The 15,460-nt window shown below is 34.9% G+C and carries 16 protein-coding genes; 9 read left to right on the top strand and 7 right to left on the bottom strand.

Features of this window, described 5'->3' with window-relative positions; translation table 11 throughout:
* Positions 1-71: 71 nt before the first annotated feature.
* Together RCJ96_RS12710 and RCJ96_RS12705 are read right to left on the bottom strand one after the other, a co-directional pair.
* Positions 72-1,967, bottom strand: a complete 1,896-nt coding sequence (locus RCJ96_RS12710; protein ID WP_014893791.1) for an ABC-F family ATP-binding cassette domain-containing protein — start codon at positions 1,965-1,967, stop codon at positions 72-74.
* Positions 1,964-2,611, bottom strand: a complete 648-nt coding sequence (locus RCJ96_RS12705; protein WP_000165940.1) for an HD domain-containing protein — start codon at positions 2,609-2,611, stop codon at positions 1,964-1,966. The genes RCJ96_RS12710 and RCJ96_RS12705 overlap by 4 nt, the downstream gene beginning before the upstream one ends.
* A gap of 109 nt (positions 2,612-2,720) precedes the next feature.
* On the opposite strand from RCJ96_RS12705, the gene RCJ96_RS12700 reads away from it, so the two are divergent.
* On the top strand, positions 2,721-3,518 hold the full coding sequence (locus RCJ96_RS12700; RefSeq protein WP_446699793.1) for a hypothetical protein: 798 nt from the start codon (positions 2,721-2,723) through the stop codon (positions 3,516-3,518).
* Between the two features lie 108 nt (positions 3,519-3,626).
* On the opposite strand, the gene RCJ96_RS12695 is transcribed toward RCJ96_RS12700, so the two are convergent.
* A complete protein-coding gene (locus tag RCJ96_RS12695; protein WP_078417153.1) occupies positions 3,627-3,818 on the bottom strand; it encodes a DUF3954 domain-containing protein in 192 nt (63 codons plus the stop codon).
* Positions 3,819-3,902: 84 nt separating this feature from the next.
* Here RCJ96_RS12695 and RCJ96_RS12690 point away from each other — a divergent pair, with 84 nt between their 5' ends.
* Positions 3,903-4,403 (top strand): YxiF family protein, encoded by a 501-nt coding sequence (locus tag RCJ96_RS12690; protein ID WP_074606071.1) that lies wholly within the window; start codon positions 3,903-3,905, stop codon positions 4,401-4,403.
* A 94-nt stretch (positions 4,404-4,497) separates the two neighbouring features.
* Here the strand turns inward: RCJ96_RS12690 and spoVS are convergent, their stop codons facing one another.
* Positions 4,498-4,773, bottom strand: coding sequence for a stage V sporulation protein SpoVS (gene spoVS / locus RCJ96_RS12685; protein ID WP_000427791.1), 276 nt, complete (start codon positions 4,771-4,773; stop codon positions 4,498-4,500).
* A 430-nt stretch (positions 4,774-5,203) separates the two neighbouring features.
* Positions 5,204-6,805 carry a lipase family alpha/beta hydrolase gene (locus RCJ96_RS12680; protein WP_242303628.1) on the bottom strand — a complete coding sequence of 534 codons (1,602 nt, stop codon included), beginning with the start codon at positions 6,803-6,805 and terminating at the stop codon, positions 5,204-5,206.
* A 549-nt stretch (positions 6,806-7,354) separates the two neighbouring features.
* On the opposite strand from RCJ96_RS12680, the gene RCJ96_RS12675 reads away from it, so the two are divergent.
* Positions 7,355-8,194 (top strand): arylamine N-acetyltransferase family protein, encoded by an 840-nt coding sequence (locus RCJ96_RS12675; protein ID WP_000988051.1) that lies wholly within the window; start codon positions 7,355-7,357, stop codon positions 8,192-8,194.
* A gap of 95 nt (positions 8,195-8,289) precedes the next feature.
* Here the strand turns inward: RCJ96_RS12675 and RCJ96_RS12670 are convergent, their stop codons facing one another.
* Together RCJ96_RS12670 and exsG are read right to left on the bottom strand one after the other, a co-directional pair.
* Entirely contained in the window at positions 8,290-8,499 is a 210-nt protein-coding gene (locus tag RCJ96_RS12670) for a hypothetical protein (protein WP_000830253.1), read from the bottom strand.
* 162 nt (positions 8,500-8,661) lie between these two features.
* The gene (exsG, locus tag RCJ96_RS12665; RefSeq protein WP_000395675.1) at positions 8,662-8,814 is read right to left on the bottom strand and encodes an exosporium protein ExsG; all 153 of its coding nucleotides are present in this window, start codon (positions 8,812-8,814) and stop codon (positions 8,662-8,664) included.
* Between the two features lie 256 nt (positions 8,815-9,070).
* On the opposite strand from exsG, the gene ric reads away from it, so the two are divergent.
* From ric to RCJ96_RS12635, 6 genes are all read left to right on the top strand, one after another.
* Positions 9,071-9,778, top strand: a complete 708-nt coding sequence (ric, locus tag RCJ96_RS12660) for an iron-sulfur cluster repair di-iron protein (protein WP_074541289.1) — start codon at positions 9,071-9,073, stop codon at positions 9,776-9,778.
* Between the two features lie 208 nt (positions 9,779-9,986).
* Entirely contained in the window at positions 9,987-12,392 is a 2,406-nt protein-coding gene (gene nirB / locus RCJ96_RS12655) for an NADPH-nitrite reductase large subunit (protein ID WP_416503767.1), read from the top strand.
* A gap of 15 nt (positions 12,393-12,407) precedes the next feature.
* Entirely contained in the window at positions 12,408-12,725 is a 318-nt protein-coding gene (gene nirD, locus RCJ96_RS12650; protein WP_074606059.1) for a nitrite reductase small subunit NirD, read from the top strand.
* Positions 12,726-12,787: 62 nt separating this feature from the next.
* The gene (locus RCJ96_RS12645) at positions 12,788-14,212 is read left to right on the top strand and encodes a uroporphyrin-III C-methyltransferase (protein WP_001014951.1); all 1,425 of its coding nucleotides are present in this window, start codon (positions 12,788-12,790) and stop codon (positions 14,210-14,212) included.
* Positions 14,209-14,919: a sirohydrochlorin chelatase gene (locus tag RCJ96_RS12640; RefSeq protein ID WP_242303624.1), complete on the top strand. Its 711-nt coding sequence runs from the start codon at positions 14,209-14,211 to the stop codon at positions 14,917-14,919. The genes RCJ96_RS12645 and RCJ96_RS12640 overlap by 4 nt, the downstream gene beginning before the upstream one ends.
* Positions 14,912-15,385 carry a precorrin-2 dehydrogenase gene (locus RCJ96_RS12635; protein WP_242303623.1) on the top strand — a complete coding sequence of 158 codons (474 nt, stop codon included), beginning with the start codon at positions 14,912-14,914 and terminating at the stop codon, positions 15,383-15,385. The genes RCJ96_RS12640 and RCJ96_RS12635 overlap by 8 nt, the downstream gene beginning before the upstream one ends.
* The last annotated feature ends 75 nt before the right edge of the window (positions 15,386-15,460 follow it).

The following is a 15,460-nucleotide window of genomic DNA, read 5'->3' as shown; positions in this document are numbered from 1 at the left end:
TCCCTCCTAAAATAGGTTCTACCAATAGTGTAAAGTTTTTCTCTTTACTTTTCAATATATGCAGCTTGTTTTTATTTTAATCCTTCAACAATGTCCGATAGTTCACTCCATCTTTCCATCGTTTTTTCTAGCTCTTCTTCTGTTTTTTGCTGTGCTTCAGACAATTCTTGCGCTTTCGTAAAATCAGAACCAACATTCGCAAGCTCTTCTCCAATTGATTCTAGCTTTTCTTCAAGTTCCGCAATTGTATCTTCAATTGTTTCCCATTCGCGCTGCTCGTTATATGAAAGTTTACGCTTACGTTGTTGTTTCGGTGCTTCTTCTACTACTTTTTTCTCTTTCTGCACTTCCGCTTTCTCAATAAGTTCTCTCGTTTTTTCCATTTCTAAGTAATCCGTATAACTACCTAGAAATTCGCGCACTTCTCCTTCTCCCGTAAAGATGAACAATTCATCTACTACTTTATCTAAGAAGTAACGATCATGCGATACAGTTAAAACGACACCCGGGAAATCTTCTAAATAATCTTCTAACACTGTTAATGTTTGTGTATCTAAATCATTCGTAGGCTCATCGAGTAATAGTACGTTCGGTTCTCCCATTAATATACGTAATAAGTATAAACGTCTTCTCTCGCCACCAGATAGTTTGCCGAGCGGTGTACCATGTGAATGCGGCGGGAATAAGAAACGTTCTAACATTTGAGACGCACCAATTACTTTTCCATCTGTCGTATGAATAACTTCCGCGATTTCTTTAATGTATTCAATCATACGTTGATTTAAATTCATCTCTTCATTTTCTTGCGTATAGTAAGCGATTTTTACTGTTTGCCCAACTTCAATTTCACCACTATCAGGAGATATTTTACCTGCAAGCATATTTAATAGCGAAGATTTCCCGCTTCCATTTGCTCCAATAATTCCGATACGATCGCCTGGTTTCACGATATGATTGAAGTTGTTTAATACTGTTTTATCGCCAAATTTTTTCGTTACATCTTTTAACTCAAGTACTTTTTTCCCAAGGCGACTACCGCTAAGCGCAATATCAACTGACTGTTTTGCAGCTGGCCCTTCTTGACCTTTTAACTCTTCAAAACGTTGAATACGTGCCTTTTGCTTAGTCGAACGAGCTTTTGCACCACGGCGAATCCACGCTAGTTCACGGCGATATAAGTTTTGACGTTTTGATTCTTGTGCAAGTTCTTGTTCTTCACGAAGTGCTTTCGCTTCTAAAAACGTACTGTAATTCCCTTCATAACTATACAATTTTCCATTATCTAATTCGAAAATACGATTCGTCACACGATCTAAGAAATAACGATCATGGGTTACAAGTAATACCGCACCTGTGTACCTTGCTAAATATTCCTCTAACCACTCAACTGTCTCATGGTCAAGATGGTTCGTAGGCTCATCTAAAATTAATAGATCCGGTGTTTCAATAAAACACTGCGCCATCGCAATACGTTTTTTCTGCCCACCAGATAAATTTCCAACAATTGCTGTGAAATCCGTAATTCCTAGTTTCGTTAATAACGATTTTGCATTCGCATTTGCTTCCCACGCACTCATTGCGTCCATACGTTGTTGCACTGCAAATAATTGTTCCTGTACCTTTTCATTACTTGGATCTTTTTCGATATGTAATAGCGCCTTTTCATAATCACGAAGAAGACGAATTAAAGGTGTATCACCATGGAAGACTTGTTCTAATACTGTTAATTGTTCATCAAACTCTGGTTGCTGTGATAAATAACTAATTGTATACCCACGTGAATGAGTCATATCACCTGTGTCAGGAATTTCTGCCCCTGCAATAATTTTTAATAAAGTTGATTTACCAGTACCATTTACACCGATAATTCCGGCACGTTGTCCTTCTGCAATACTAAATGATAATCCATCAAATAACGGTTTCTCTCCATATGATTTTGATAAGTTTTCCACAGTTAACATTTTCATATTTGTGCATTCCACTCTTTCATAAATTGTTCAATAAACTGTTCCATATAACGATGACGAACTTCAGCCTCTTGTTTTGCTGCATTCGTATTCATTAAGTCTTTTAGTTTTAAAAGTTTTTCATAAAAATGATTTAAAGATGGGTCATTATTTTTTCTATATTCATCTTTCGTCATCACTTCACGAGGAGGAATAGTTGGATCATACATTAGTCTCCCTTTCGCCCCACCATACGCAAATGTGCGAGCTATTCCAATAGCACCAAGAGCGTCTAAGCGATCTGCATCTTGAACAATCTTCCCTTCAATTGACTCCACTTTACCGCCATGACCACCTTTATAAGACATATTGGCGATAATATGAAGAACATGCTTACTTTCCTCTTCTTCAACATGTAACTCTTCTAACCAATCAGAAACTTTTTTCATTCCTGCTTCTTCACTTTCATTTAACTTCTCATCTGCCACATCGTGAAGTAATGCTGCCATTTCAATTATAAAACGATTTCCTCCTTCTTGCTCGGATAAAGAAATCGCCAGTTTATGTACACGCTCAATATGATACCAATCATGCCCACTGGCATCTTTTTCTAAAATATGTTTTACAAAAGTAATTGTTTTTTCTATCTTTTCTTGTTTTGTCATTTTATCTTCACCCAGTTACTTATTGTAACACGCCCGCATTTTTTCATCACATATTTTCTTGTCCGCCCATACACTAGGTGGTAGGCATCATCATGAAGGAGGAATAAATATGTTCTATAATAATCAACCGCCTTACCCACAACAACCATTTTACCCTCAGGTGCAAGAACAAGAACAAAGATATACAGAACAATATGAAGAACAAGAGCAACAATATGAACAAAATCCATATGCAGCGCCACAAACTCAAGAACAACAATTTCAACAAAATCCATATGACACACGTCCAAGTTACGAATATCCTCAAAATCCATATGCAGTACCACAAACTCAAGAGCAACAATTTCAACAAAATCCATATGTAGCACCGCAAACTCAAGAACAACAGTTTCAACAAAATCCATATGTAGCACCGCAAACTCAAGAACAACAGTTTCAACAAAATCCATATGTAGCACCGCAAACTCAAGAACAACAGTTTCAACAAAACCCATACCCAACTCAGCCACAACAAACTCAAGTACAACAACAAATGTATCAACCAAACTACGACGCACGTGTCTCACCACCTAAACCGCCAACTTTCGATATTACACAACCACAAATTTTACCACCTGGACCAACATTGGATATTACACAGCCTCAAATTTTACCACCTGGACCAATTACAGAACCAACGCAACAACAGATTCAACAAGTTGTCGGTACACAGTTCTTACCTTTAAAGAAACCTGTACTAGATTTCGTAAAACCTTGGGTAGATTATGGTTTAAATGAAGCGAAACATACATCACACAAACACGCTTTAACAGAAGTTGCTGCGATTATGTTTTTAGTTGGGAAAGGATTTAATCCGACAATTGCTCATTATATTGTAGAATCTTGGGAGAAGAATGAGCAGTTTTAGTTTCATTCATTTTATGCTCTATAAAAAGATAAAAGTGCCACAAATGTCTGCTGTACAAACATTTGTGGCACTTTTTATTTTTCACGTTATATCTTTTCTAAAATAGTATTAAATTAATCTTGTCTTCCGCTCTTCTATCCGAATTACTTTTCCACTTTGATATATAAATGATTGTTCACCAAATCCACTTTTGGGTGGTTCTATTAGCTGAACCTGACCATTTTCAACAATATATATTCCGTTTATTTCTAAATCAATTTCAGCTGTCATTTCAACAAGATTTTCTTTTCTAATTCCCACCAAGATTACTCCCCTGTGCTATAATTACTTTGTCGAAGTAAGTGGTTTTATTCACCCACCACGCGAGTAAAGGTGTGAAAATTTTTGAGTAATATGAATAAAAGCCGAATTGAAATTCTAAAAATGAAAGCAAAAAGAACTGGTAGTAGAAAAGAACTCGTAGACGAACTTTCTAATATTGTTACAGTTTCTATGGACTCATTTATGGATCCAGAATCTAATGATTTATTTTGTAAAGACTTATTTAACATGCTAACACAAACTTCAAACATAAAAAACTTTGGTAGCACTAATTATGAAGAAAACAGAAGACTATCAATAGTACTGTTAAAAGAAACAGCTAAAACCATTAAATTTCCAGTTGATCAAGGGAGACTCTTTTTCTCTAAGGGTGGTAAATTTGAAGCAGTTAAACTGAACATTGGTGAAGTATTTGAGAATTTAGAAGAGTTATCAACCATATCAAAATTTCTAACTGGATATGCAGATTTTGTATTAGCTGGGGATGATTTAGAATTCGGGATCGTTATTGAGCGCACTGAATACCACTACGAATTCAGTATGTGGGGTGTATCCATAATATGAAGTACGAAAATACAAAAGACCACTTCAAAATGAGAGTGGTCTTTTTATTACTTTATCTATCAGTTTTTTCAAATCCCACTTATCAATACTCTTTTTAAGAACGTTTCTTCCTAGGACCTATAATCAATTTAATCGCCGTTCTTTCTTGATCATTAATAGTAACCTCTTGAAATGCTGGAACGAAGGCTAAATCGATACCACCTGGAGCAACAAATCCTCTTGCGATTGCAATTGCTTTAATCGCTTGGTTTAATGAACCAGCTCCAATCGCTTGAATTTCTACATTTCCACTTGTTCTTAGTACACCTGCAATTGCACCTGCCACTGAATTTGGTTTTGATTTTGAAGATACCTTTAATATATTTTCCATGTAAGTTGCTCCCTCTATTATTTAATCGCTCTTTTGTTACCGTATAAAATATTTCAACGTATCTTTTACTACTATTCACACCAAAAGCAAACAATACTACATATGTACATTCATTCGATACTTTTTCTCTTCTTCCTGCCGTGCTACGTAAATAAAGGTCAACGACTCCAAACCTTATATATACAAATATTTAAAAGATATAAATTCACTTAAACAATCACATCATTGTAACTGAAGATACTCGTTTTACTTTTGCAGGTGCAATTACAATATAAAAAGCATTCCTGCTACATTTCAAGAATTCTCTACCAAATACTTAACCTTTGTGCCTTCAAAAATTCCCATTATACCTTTCTGTTAATCTAATAAACATGAAAAAAGTACCGAGCTCTTCTACTACAAAAATTCGGTACTTTTTTCTCATTCTTTCTTATTTCTCCACATAAACCGACTTAACGATTGTACGATTATATGGTTGTCCTTCTTTATTCATCCCTTTTATATCCATCGTAACGTTATATACTCCTGGTTGCTTTATGTCCTTCAAAGCACCAGTAAATGTATTGTTATTCACATTTTGTAATTCATTATATTCAGAGACTAGTTTCCCTTCTTTATTCACGACTCTTACTGTTATGGAAAGATTTCCTTTCATTTCAGGTGCCATAGGTGATTTTTTCAGTTTATACTCAGATTTATTTGCTTTTACTTTTGTAGGCATTTGAAGAACAAATGGTGCGCTATTCTTGTAATCGCTTACAACTAAATATGCATCTTTCGACTGCTTCGCCATCATTTTAACTTTCCATTCTCCTACATCCATTTTATCAAATTTAAATGTTTTAATTGTCGCGCCACCAAAGAAAGATTCATCTTCACCAGTAGTTATAACACTATCTTTATTTGTATACACTTTTCCTTTTGGTGATATCATTTGTACTTCTACATCCGACGAAGCAGTTAATATAGAAACAATTCCTTCTGCCTTTTTATCAACCGCAACAGTTTGCTCTATCCACTGATTTTGTGGCAATTCCCCTCCTAAAATGCTTTGATTTGAAGTTGTATTTAATTGTTCTATATTTTCATTTGAACTAGTGCTGGATGCTACTAAAGCTGGAACCGGTACATTTGCTGTACGTAAATACGGTTCAATTCGTGAGAACACAGCAGATCCTTTTCGTATATTATCATGATCAAATCTAGAATCTGTAAATAAATGCGTTCCATACGGCAGCTTAGCACTCCACTCATTTACTAGTCCATCATTTGAACCGTATGATGACAAATATAATCCACCCATTGATAACGCCGAAAATACAGGGCCCCAGCTAGTCCCAGTAACTGTATAATAACGGTTTAATTTAGCTGCTGGATTATTATCAATCGTTGAACGAAATTTTGCCATTTCGCCCATTTGTAATGAATACGTACCATCATCTTTTTGACCTAATATAGAAGCAAGCCATCCTGCCCACCAACTATATGATAAATCCGCTAAGTTTGATCCATGATGTGGCGTCGCAAGTGTAATAACATTTCCGACAAATCGATTTGCCCCATATTCTACTAATGCAGCTTGTGTATCGATACCACCTTTACTATGTGCTACAATATTAACTTTTTTACCGAAATGATTATATATTTCTTCTAATTTTTGTGCTAACAATTTTCCGTTATCCCACTGACTAGCTGACCCTTTCCCAGCAGCATCATATAATTGTATAAATACTGTTTGATAGCCTGCTTTCAAAGCATAGTCATACATATCATTCATATCGTGATATACTGTCTTTCCATACCAACTATCAGCATTACCATTCCTTCCTTGCACAAAGAGAATTGGAGGCTTACTTTCATCATAATTAGCAGGTTTTTGACCTAAAAACCATTCTCCTGGTGTAAAGACTTCTTGATCTGGAAAGCCTGTTTTAAGCTCTTTTACAACTTCTGCTCGCACATTTGTGCTAATCATTGGAACCATGATAAAAAATACAATTAGTACGGCAACACATCTTCTCATCAATCGCATGTTACTCCCCCCACTTTTTTTGAAAGAAGGTGCTCGTTGTAATATTTTTTATCTTCTCTCTTAATACTAGATAATCTTTGTACTTAAACAAGACCCTGTCCCTATTCTTAAGAGATTACTAGTCCCCCTTCTTCCTTAACACACGTTATTCTCTTTGTTTCTATCTCTTCCTTTTGAGTGAATGCTACAAAAAAGTTTCTCAACAATTGTTAACTTTACTGAATCTAATATCCCCCAATTATTATTGTTTATATAAAGCATACAAATCTTGAAAAAACTTTAGTAAAAAAACACTTTATTACCAGCTAGTTATAAAAAAAGTTAATGAATATATGTGCTTTTATTTAATTAAATACAAACTAAACAAAATAGAAGCTAATATTGTAAGACTTTCCTATCATTAAATATTAAACTGAATTTTATGAATAGATACTAATATTTCCAGAAACATATATTATGATAATTTTCGCAGACTTGAATTAAACTTTTAAAAGTACTAACCTATCGGTGAGCAGAAGAAAATTCTGTAAAAAGAAAGGAGAATGCTTTATGATGACCGATTTACAAAAGGAGTTTTTTAAACGATTAAAAATTCCTGCAAAAGAAATAACATTTGATGATTTAGATGCAATTCTCTTAAAAATGGGATTGATTCTCCCCTATGAAAATCTCGATATTATGGCTGGTACTATTAAAAACATCTCAAAAAATAACTTAATAGAAAAGTTACTTATTCAAAAACGAGGCGGTCTTTGTTATGAATTAAACTCCTTATTGTATTACTTTTTAATGGATTGTGGATTTCAAGTATATAAAGTAGCTGGTACTGTTTATGACCTTTATGATAATAAATGGAAACCCGATGATGGTCATGTCATTATCATATTACATCATAATAATAAAGATTATGTTATAGACGCCGGTTTTGCCTCTCATCTACCTTTACATCCAGTCCCTTTTAACGGAAAAGTCATCTCTTCTCAAACGGGTGAATATCGAATTCGCAAACGAATTACCCGAAAAGGTACACACATTTTAGAAATGAGAAAAGGAGCTAACGGGGAATCTACAAATTTCTTGCAATCTGAACCTTCAGATGAATGGAAAATAGGCTATGCCTTCACTTTAAATCCAATAGATGAGAAAAAGGTTAATAATATCCAGAAAATCATTGTAGAACATAAAGAATCTCCTTTTAATAAAGGAGCTATCACTTGTAAATTAACTAATTATGGTCACATATCATTAACAAATAAAAATTATACAGAAACCTTTAAAGGCACCAAAAATAAACGTCCAATAGAATTAAAAGATTATGCTCGCATTCTTCGTGAATCTTTTGGAATAACGCAAGTGAAATATGTAGGAAAAACACTAGAAAGAGGTTAGTTGACTAAAAGTATTTCATAATAAAGCAGATTCCATATTTAGAATCTGCTTTATTTTATATTTTGTTATAAAGAAATTTGTTTTGCTCTTATCCTTTAATTTTCAATTATATACTCATCATCATATTTATCGTATTGGAGCCCTGACCCTATTTTTGATTCCGTAACTTGATCTCTTAAAAACGGTGCAGCTTCCATTTTGCTAGTTGCAATTTCAATTCCATATTTCTTCGTTAAATGGGCTAATTCTATTAAAAACCACTCTCTTCGCAATGTAACTGGAATATCAAATGTCCTTCTTTTCATATATAATAGCACCTCTTTAATTTTCATAACTTAAAAAACATTATAGTATATGCATGTCCATTTTAAATGTGCTATTAATAAAATATAATTTTAGTTTACATAAAATTATTATGTAATAGTAGAAAGAGGCTTGTCCTCCCCTTTCTACTGCAGAGATTTAAATTAAGAACATCTTGGTACACCGAAAGCTAAGAATAAACCTGCTACTCCCGCTGTAATCGGTACTTTCAAAGTAATTACATCGTCTACCTTCGTTACTAGAAAGTAAGCATTACCTTCTTGTAACACACAATTCACTAACAATTGAAATTCCATTCAAATTCCCTCCTCTCAATCTATATATTATACTTTATGGATTTTATTAAAAAATGTAATAGGAAATATATCCATTTTCTCCTATATACAAATAAATGTTCATCAGTCTATTAAAAATATTAATGTCCTCTGTTAAATACCACTCCTATTATTCTCAAAACTGACACATAATAAGTGATTTCAATCACCACGTTGTTTTTCATTTATCGCTATTCTTAATTTAGATATTACATTTAAACTTTATGGAGGCATTCATATGGAACATACATTTACTGAAACTTCTATTGTCGGTGAGATTGTTACACAGTTTCCGAAAGCTAGTGATCTTTTTAAATCCTATAGAATAGATTTTTGTTGTGGCGGTAATAAGCCACTTATTGATGCAATTCATGAAAGAAATTTATCAGCTACTGAAGTAATTACAGAGTTAAATACGCTTTATCATAATACGAAACGATTAAATGAATCTGAAATTGATTGGAAAAATGCTTCTTATCGTGAATTGATTGATTATGTAATTCATAAGCATCATCGTTATTTAAATGAAGAGTTACCACAGTTAAGTCCTTATGTGACGAAAGTATTACGTGTTCATGGAGCAAATCAGCCGCATTTAGCTAAGATTCATAAGCTATTTCATGAACTTAAAATGGAATTAGAACAGCATTTAATTAAAGAAGAAACAGAAGATTTCCCATTAATTTTAGAATTTGAAAAAAATCCAACTGATGAAAACTATGCAAAGTTACGTAAAGTAGTAGATGAACTAGAAAATGAACATAACCACGCTGGCAACATTATTAAAGAGCTTCGTAAAGTTACACATGACTTTACTCCTCCAGAAGGAGCTTGCGGCACTTATCGACTTGTTTACAATCGCCTTGAAGCGTTAGAGTCTGATTTATTTGAGCACATTCATTTAGAAAATAATATTTTATTTCCACGTGCCATTACGAGAGCGTAAATAAAGTGCAGGACATGAGTATACATACTGATGTCCTGCTTTTTCATTTTGCGAAACCTATCCACATCACCCTCACATAAATCCGAATTTTAACAATTTGTGAATCATTATAAAAATGTGATAAATATCACATCTCCCCCTTTCTTGATTTTCTATAATAAAAATATAATCCTTTGTTCAACATTTCACATAAAAAGGGGAAACGAAAATGAAAAAACGTTTAGTTATGATCGGAAATGGTATGGCTGGCATACGTTGTATGGAAGAAATATTAAAACATGATTGTGATTCATATGAGATTACTATTTTTGGAGATGAACCACACCCAAACTATAATCGCATTATGCTCTCTCATGTTTTACAAGGTAAAACAAATATACAAGATATCATTATGAATGAATACAGTTGGTATGAAGAAAACGAAATAACTTTGTATACAAATGAAAGAGTCCAAAGTATTGACCGAGAAGAAAAAGTTATTATTACAGAAAAGAATCGTACTCTTACATATGACAAACTTATTATTGCAACAGGTTCTAGTGCTTTTATTTTACCGGTTGAAGGTTCCACTCTTCCTGGTGTAACAGGTTTTCGAACTATTGAAGATACACAGTTTATGATGGATACTGCTAAAGAAAAGAAAAAGGCCGTTGTCATTGGTGGTGGATTACTTGGTTTAGAAGCAGCAAGAGGTCTTATTGACTTAGGAATGGACGTACATGTTGTTCATTTAATGCCTAGCTTAATGGAGCAACAACTAGATACGAAAGCAGCTTCTCTACTGCGTGAAGATCTAGAAGCACAAGGCATGAAGTTTCTAATGGAAAAGAAAACTGTAAAAATTCTTGGTACAAACCATGTTGAGGGCATTCAATTTGAAGATGGTGAAGTTGTAGATTGTGATTTAATCGTAATGGCTGTCGGAATCCGACCAAATACGCAAATAGCAAGAGATGCTGGTTTAATTGTCAATCGCGGCATTGTAGTCAATGACTATATGCTAACAAATGATGAGTCCATTTATGCAGTTGGCGAATGTGCAGAACATGACGGTATCGCATATGGACTTGTTGCTCCTCTTTATGAACAAGGTGCAATATTAGCAAAACATATAACAAATTTACAAACTGATGGATATTCGGGCAGTATCGTCGGTACGCAATTAAAAGTTGCTGGTTGTGATTTATTCTCTGCAGGCCAAATTTATGAAGATGATCAAACGAAAGCAATATCCATCTTTAATGAATGCAAACGTTCCTATAAAAAAGTATTAATTCGTGACAATAAAGTCGTCGGTATCGTTTTATATGGTGACACAGCTGATGGTACACGCCTCTTTAGCGTGTTAAAGAAAGAAGAAGATATACAAGAATATACACCAGCGTCCATTCTTCACAAAGCTGGTGAAGAAAGTGAACTTGATGTTGCTACAATGAGTGCGGATGACACGATTTGTGGATGTAATGGTGTTACGAAAGGAACAATCGTACATGCCATTTTAGAACAAGAGTTAACGACTTTTGAAGAAGTTAAAGGCTGTACGAAAGCCGCAGGGTCATGTGGTAAATGTCGTCCACTTGTAGAACAAGTTTTATCTCATACACTCGGAGATGCTTTTGATGCCTCAGCCCAGTCTGCTGGTATGTGCGGATGTACACCTTTATCACGTGATGAAGTCGTAGCGGCAATTCATGAAAAAGGCTTAAAATCACCAAAAGAAGTACGAAATGTTCTTGGTTTTGTACATGAAGATGGCTGTTCGAAATGTCGTCCTGCTTTGAACTACTATTTACGTATGGCGATTCCAGAAGAATATGAAGATGATAAAGCCTCCCGTTTCGTTAATGAAAGAATGAATGGTAACATCCAGCACGATGGTACATTCTCTGTTATTCCACGTATGTACGGAGGCGTTACAACAGCAGATGATTTAATGAAAATTGCTGAAGTTGCGAAAAAGTATAATGTTCCACTTGTGAAAATTACCGGTGCAAGTCGAATTGGCTTATACGGTGTTAAGAAACAAGATTTACCTAACGTATGGGCTGACTTAAATATGACTTCTGGATATGCGTATTCAAAATCTCTTCGTAATGTAAAATCATGTGTTGGCTCTCGTTTCTGCCGTTTCGGTACGAAAGATTCATTAGGACTTGGTATGCTCCTTGAACAATCCTTAGAAATGGTAGATACACCTCATAAAATGAAGATGGGTGTAACGGGCTGTCCGCGTAACTGTGCGGAAGTACTTACGAAAGATTTTGGCGTTGTTTGTGTCGAAAATGGATACCAACTTTATATTGGTGGAAATGGTGGTACAGAAGTACGTGAAGCTGATTTTGTAATGATTGTCCCTACTGAAGATGATGTTCTTCGCATCGCTACAGCTTACATGCAATATTATCGTGAAACTGGTATTTACGGAGAGCGTACTGCCTACTGGACAGAACGATTAGGCTTCGATCACATAAAAGAAATACTGCAAGATGTAAATATCGTCACTAAGTTAAATGAACGTTTCCAAACAGCTCGTGGCACATATAAAGAAGCTTGGGGACAAGCACTAGAAACAAAATCATTAAAAGCGATGTATGAAGTAGAAACTGTGAAATAAGGAGCTGTGATCTATATGATACAAACGAAAGAAAAAATAAAAGTTATGCGTGCAGAAGATCTTCCTATTCAAATCGGTAAAGAGGTACAAATGAAAGGTATGTCTATCGCCCTATTCCGCCTTTCAAATGGTGATATTCGAGCTGTAGAAAATCGTTGTCCTCATAAAAACGGACCGTTAGCAGAAGGAATTGTATCTGGTGAATTCGTCTTTTGTCCACTGCATGATTGGAAGATTTCATTACTAACAGGTGAAGTTCAACAACCTGATGACGGTTGTATTCAAACGTACGAAGTAGAAGTCATTGATGGTGACATTTATATATATATGTAATTTACAAAAGGAAGCCTCCCCCCTGGCTTCCTTTTAAATAAAACTAGATGAGGTGCAATTATATGAACGGATATGTATATTTAGTTGGTGCAGGACCAGGTGATGAAGGGCTTATTACAAAGAAAGCGATAGAGTGTTTAAAACGTGCAGATATTGTTTTATATGACCGTTTACTAAACCCTTTCTTTCTTAGCTATACAAAACAAACATGTGAACTTATGTATTGCGGAAAAATGCCAAAGAATCATATTATGCGACAAGAAATGATTAACGCACACCTTCTTCAATTTGCAAAAGAGGGAAAAATTGTTGTCCGATTAAAAGGCGGAGATCCATCTATTTTTGGCCGTGTTGGTGAAGAAGCAGAAACTTTAGCAGCAGCAAATATTCCATATGAAATTGTACCAGGCATTACATCTAGCATCGCCGCTAGTAGCTATGCAGGTATCCCCCTTACCCACCGTAACTACAGTAATAGCGTTACTTTACTAACCGGACATGCAAAAGGTCCTTTAACCGATCATGGAAAATATAATTCATCTCACAATAGCGATACGATTGCCTACTACATGGGTATAAAAAACTTACCTACAATTTGCGAAAACTTACGACAAGCAGGAAAGAAAGAAGATACGCCAGTAGCAGTCATTGAATGGGGTACAACTGGTAAACAGCGCGTTGTCACAGGAACACTATCTACCATTGTTTCTATCGTCAAAAATGAAAATATTTCTAACCCTTCTATGACAATTGTTGGTGATGTCGTTTCCTTACGTAATCAAATCGCTTGGAAAGAACGTAAACCATTACATGGTAAAAAAGTTTTATTTACATCCGCAACAAATAAAACAAGTGTAATGAAGCAAAGGTTACAAGAAGCTGGTGCAGAAATATATCAAATTCCAACTTTCAAAAAGGAAGAATATACATTAACACTTGAACAAATCAATGAAATTTTTAACGTTGATCGCCTTGTTTTTTGTTCAGCTGAAAGTGTAGAAATTTTGATGCAATCATGTAGTAAATACCAGAAAGATATTCGTTCCTTACAGGCAGAGCTGCAACACATGAACGTTGCCACTCAAGAAAAACTTATGCAATATGGCCTACTAAGTAAAGAAGCAAAGTTCTCTTCCGATACAACTGTTTATTTAGGCAGAAATATTAATCGGATTGCTTTTATTCAAGAGAAAATTGGTGCCGGCTCCTATATGATGACTCATAAGTATACAATTGATCATCGCTTCGATGAAGTCCATTCTCGTATGCTTTCAGAATTCTTATGGGATAGCATTGTATTTGAAGGACGCGCTTCTATTGATACGTTTCTAGCAGAAGTAAAACGTCTTGGCTTTATCGATATTGTTACTCTCCCATTCTCGTATACCGACGTTCCAACTTTACACTATGCAAATAAAGTCGGGTTTCATAACGTAGATCATCAATTACAAGAAACTCTTATGAAAAAAGATATGGTAAGACAATGAAAGGAATTGTATATGTTGGACACGGGAGCCGGTTACAAGAAGGTAACGAACAATTCATTCACTTTATTCAATCTGTTATGAAAGAACGTAACGAAAGAATCCAAAAAATAGCTTTTCTAGAACTAACGACACCTACCATTTCGGATGCAGTTACAGAAACGATACTAGAGGGAGCAACTGAAATAATGATTGTACCTGTTTTATTATTTGCAGCAGCTCACTATAAATGTGATATTCCTTTTGAGATAGAACAAATGCAAAAGCAATATCCACATATAACATTTTCAGTTGTACCACCTTTTAGTACGCATCCGCATATGGTTGAACTTGTAGTGAAAAGAATACGTGAAGCTATGCCAATGCAAAATAGTAGTATTTTACTCGTAGGAAGAGGTAGTAGTGACCCCCAGCCCATACATGAGTTACAGCAAATTGGAGTAGCTGTCGAACAAAAACTCAGTATACCAGTATCGTGCTCCTTTTTAACGAAAGGAACGCCCTCTTTTACTGCTGAGCTCAAGACTATAACATCGACTGCATCTCATGTATATGTCATGCCGTACCTTCTCTTTACTGGATTATTGCTTCAAAAAATTAAGTTGCATACAAAAAAATACGATCACGTTACAACTTGTAACTGTCTTCAGTTTGATACATATATGAAATTAACATTGTTAGAACGAATGGAGGAATATGTGTATGTATAACATGTACCCTCTTATGTTTAATCTACATAATAAAGTGGTCGTTATCATTGGTGGAGGTAAAATCGCATATCGAAAAGCGTCTAGATTAAAAGATACAGGCGCTTTTGTCACCGTTGTCAGCCCAGAAATTTGCAAGGAAATGAAGGAACTTCCTTATATTACTTGGAAGCAAAAAACTTTTAGTAATGATGATATTAAAGATGCTCATCTTATTTATGCAGCTACAAATCAACATGCTGTAAATATGATGGTCAAACAGGCCGCCCATGATTTTCAATGGGTTAACGTTGTAAGTGACGGTACAGAATCATCGTTTCACACACCGGGTGTCATCCGAAATGGTGAATATGTTGTAACGATTTCAACTTCAGGTAAAGATCCATCTTTTACGAAGCGTATGAAGCAGGAACTAACATCTATTTTTCCTACTCTTATAAAAAAGCTTTCTCGTACTCACAAATTATAATCTATTTCTTAGCTAAAATAGTAATTACCTTTGGACGAACGTTTTTTAGAAGCGTTTGTTCTTTTGGTTTTGGTT

It is taken from the genome of Bacillus sp. BSL6 (assembly GCF_052928345.1).
The sequence above is the reverse complement of the archived record's forward strand: the minus strand, read 5'-3'. Positions and strand labels throughout refer to the sequence as shown.

Excerpts from the sequence above, each read along its gene's own strand:
- nirB (WP_416503767.1), top strand. The coding sequence starts at position 9,987 with ATGAAAAAACGTTTAGTTATGATCGGAAATGGTATGGCTGGCATACGT.
- RCJ96_RS12710 (WP_014893791.1), bottom strand. The coding sequence starts at position 1,967 with ATGAAAATGTTAACTGTGGAAAACTTATCAAAATCATATGGAGAGAAA.
- RCJ96_RS12675 (WP_000988051.1), top strand. The coding sequence starts at position 7,355 with ATGATGACCGATTTACAAAAGGAGTTTTTTAAACGATTAAAAATTCCT.
- ric (WP_074541289.1), top strand. The coding sequence starts at position 9,071 with ATGGAACATACATTTACTGAAACTTCTATTGTCGGTGAGATTGTTACA.
- RCJ96_RS12705 (WP_000165940.1), bottom strand. The coding sequence starts at position 2,611 with ATGACAAAACAAGAAAAGATAGAAAAAACAATTACTTTTGTAAAACAT.
- exsG (WP_000395675.1), bottom strand. The coding sequence starts at position 8,814 with ATGGAATTTCAATTGTTAGTGAATTGTGTGTTACAAGAAGGTAATGCT.
- RCJ96_RS12700 (WP_446699793.1), top strand. The coding sequence starts at position 2,721 with ATGTTCTATAATAATCAACCGCCTTACCCACAACAACCATTTTACCCT.
- RCJ96_RS12640 (WP_242303624.1), top strand. The coding sequence starts at position 14,209 with ATGAAAGGAATTGTATATGTTGGACACGGGAGCCGGTTACAAGAAGGT.
- RCJ96_RS12645 (WP_001014951.1), top strand. The coding sequence starts at position 12,788 with ATGAACGGATATGTATATTTAGTTGGTGCAGGACCAGGTGATGAAGGG.
- RCJ96_RS12670 (WP_000830253.1), bottom strand. The coding sequence starts at position 8,499 with ATGAAAAGAAGGACATTTGATATTCCAGTTACATTGCGAAGAGAGTGG.
- spoVS (WP_000427791.1), bottom strand. The coding sequence starts at position 4,773 with ATGGAAAATATATTAAAGGTATCTTCAAAATCAAAACCAAATTCAGTG.
- RCJ96_RS12680 (WP_242303628.1), bottom strand. The coding sequence starts at position 6,805 with ATGCGATTGATGAGAAGATGTGTTGCCGTACTAATTGTATTTTTTATC.
- RCJ96_RS12635 (WP_242303623.1), top strand. The coding sequence starts at position 14,912 with ATGTATAACATGTACCCTCTTATGTTTAATCTACATAATAAAGTGGTC.
- nirD (WP_074606059.1), top strand. The coding sequence starts at position 12,408 with ATGATACAAACGAAAGAAAAAATAAAAGTTATGCGTGCAGAAGATCTT.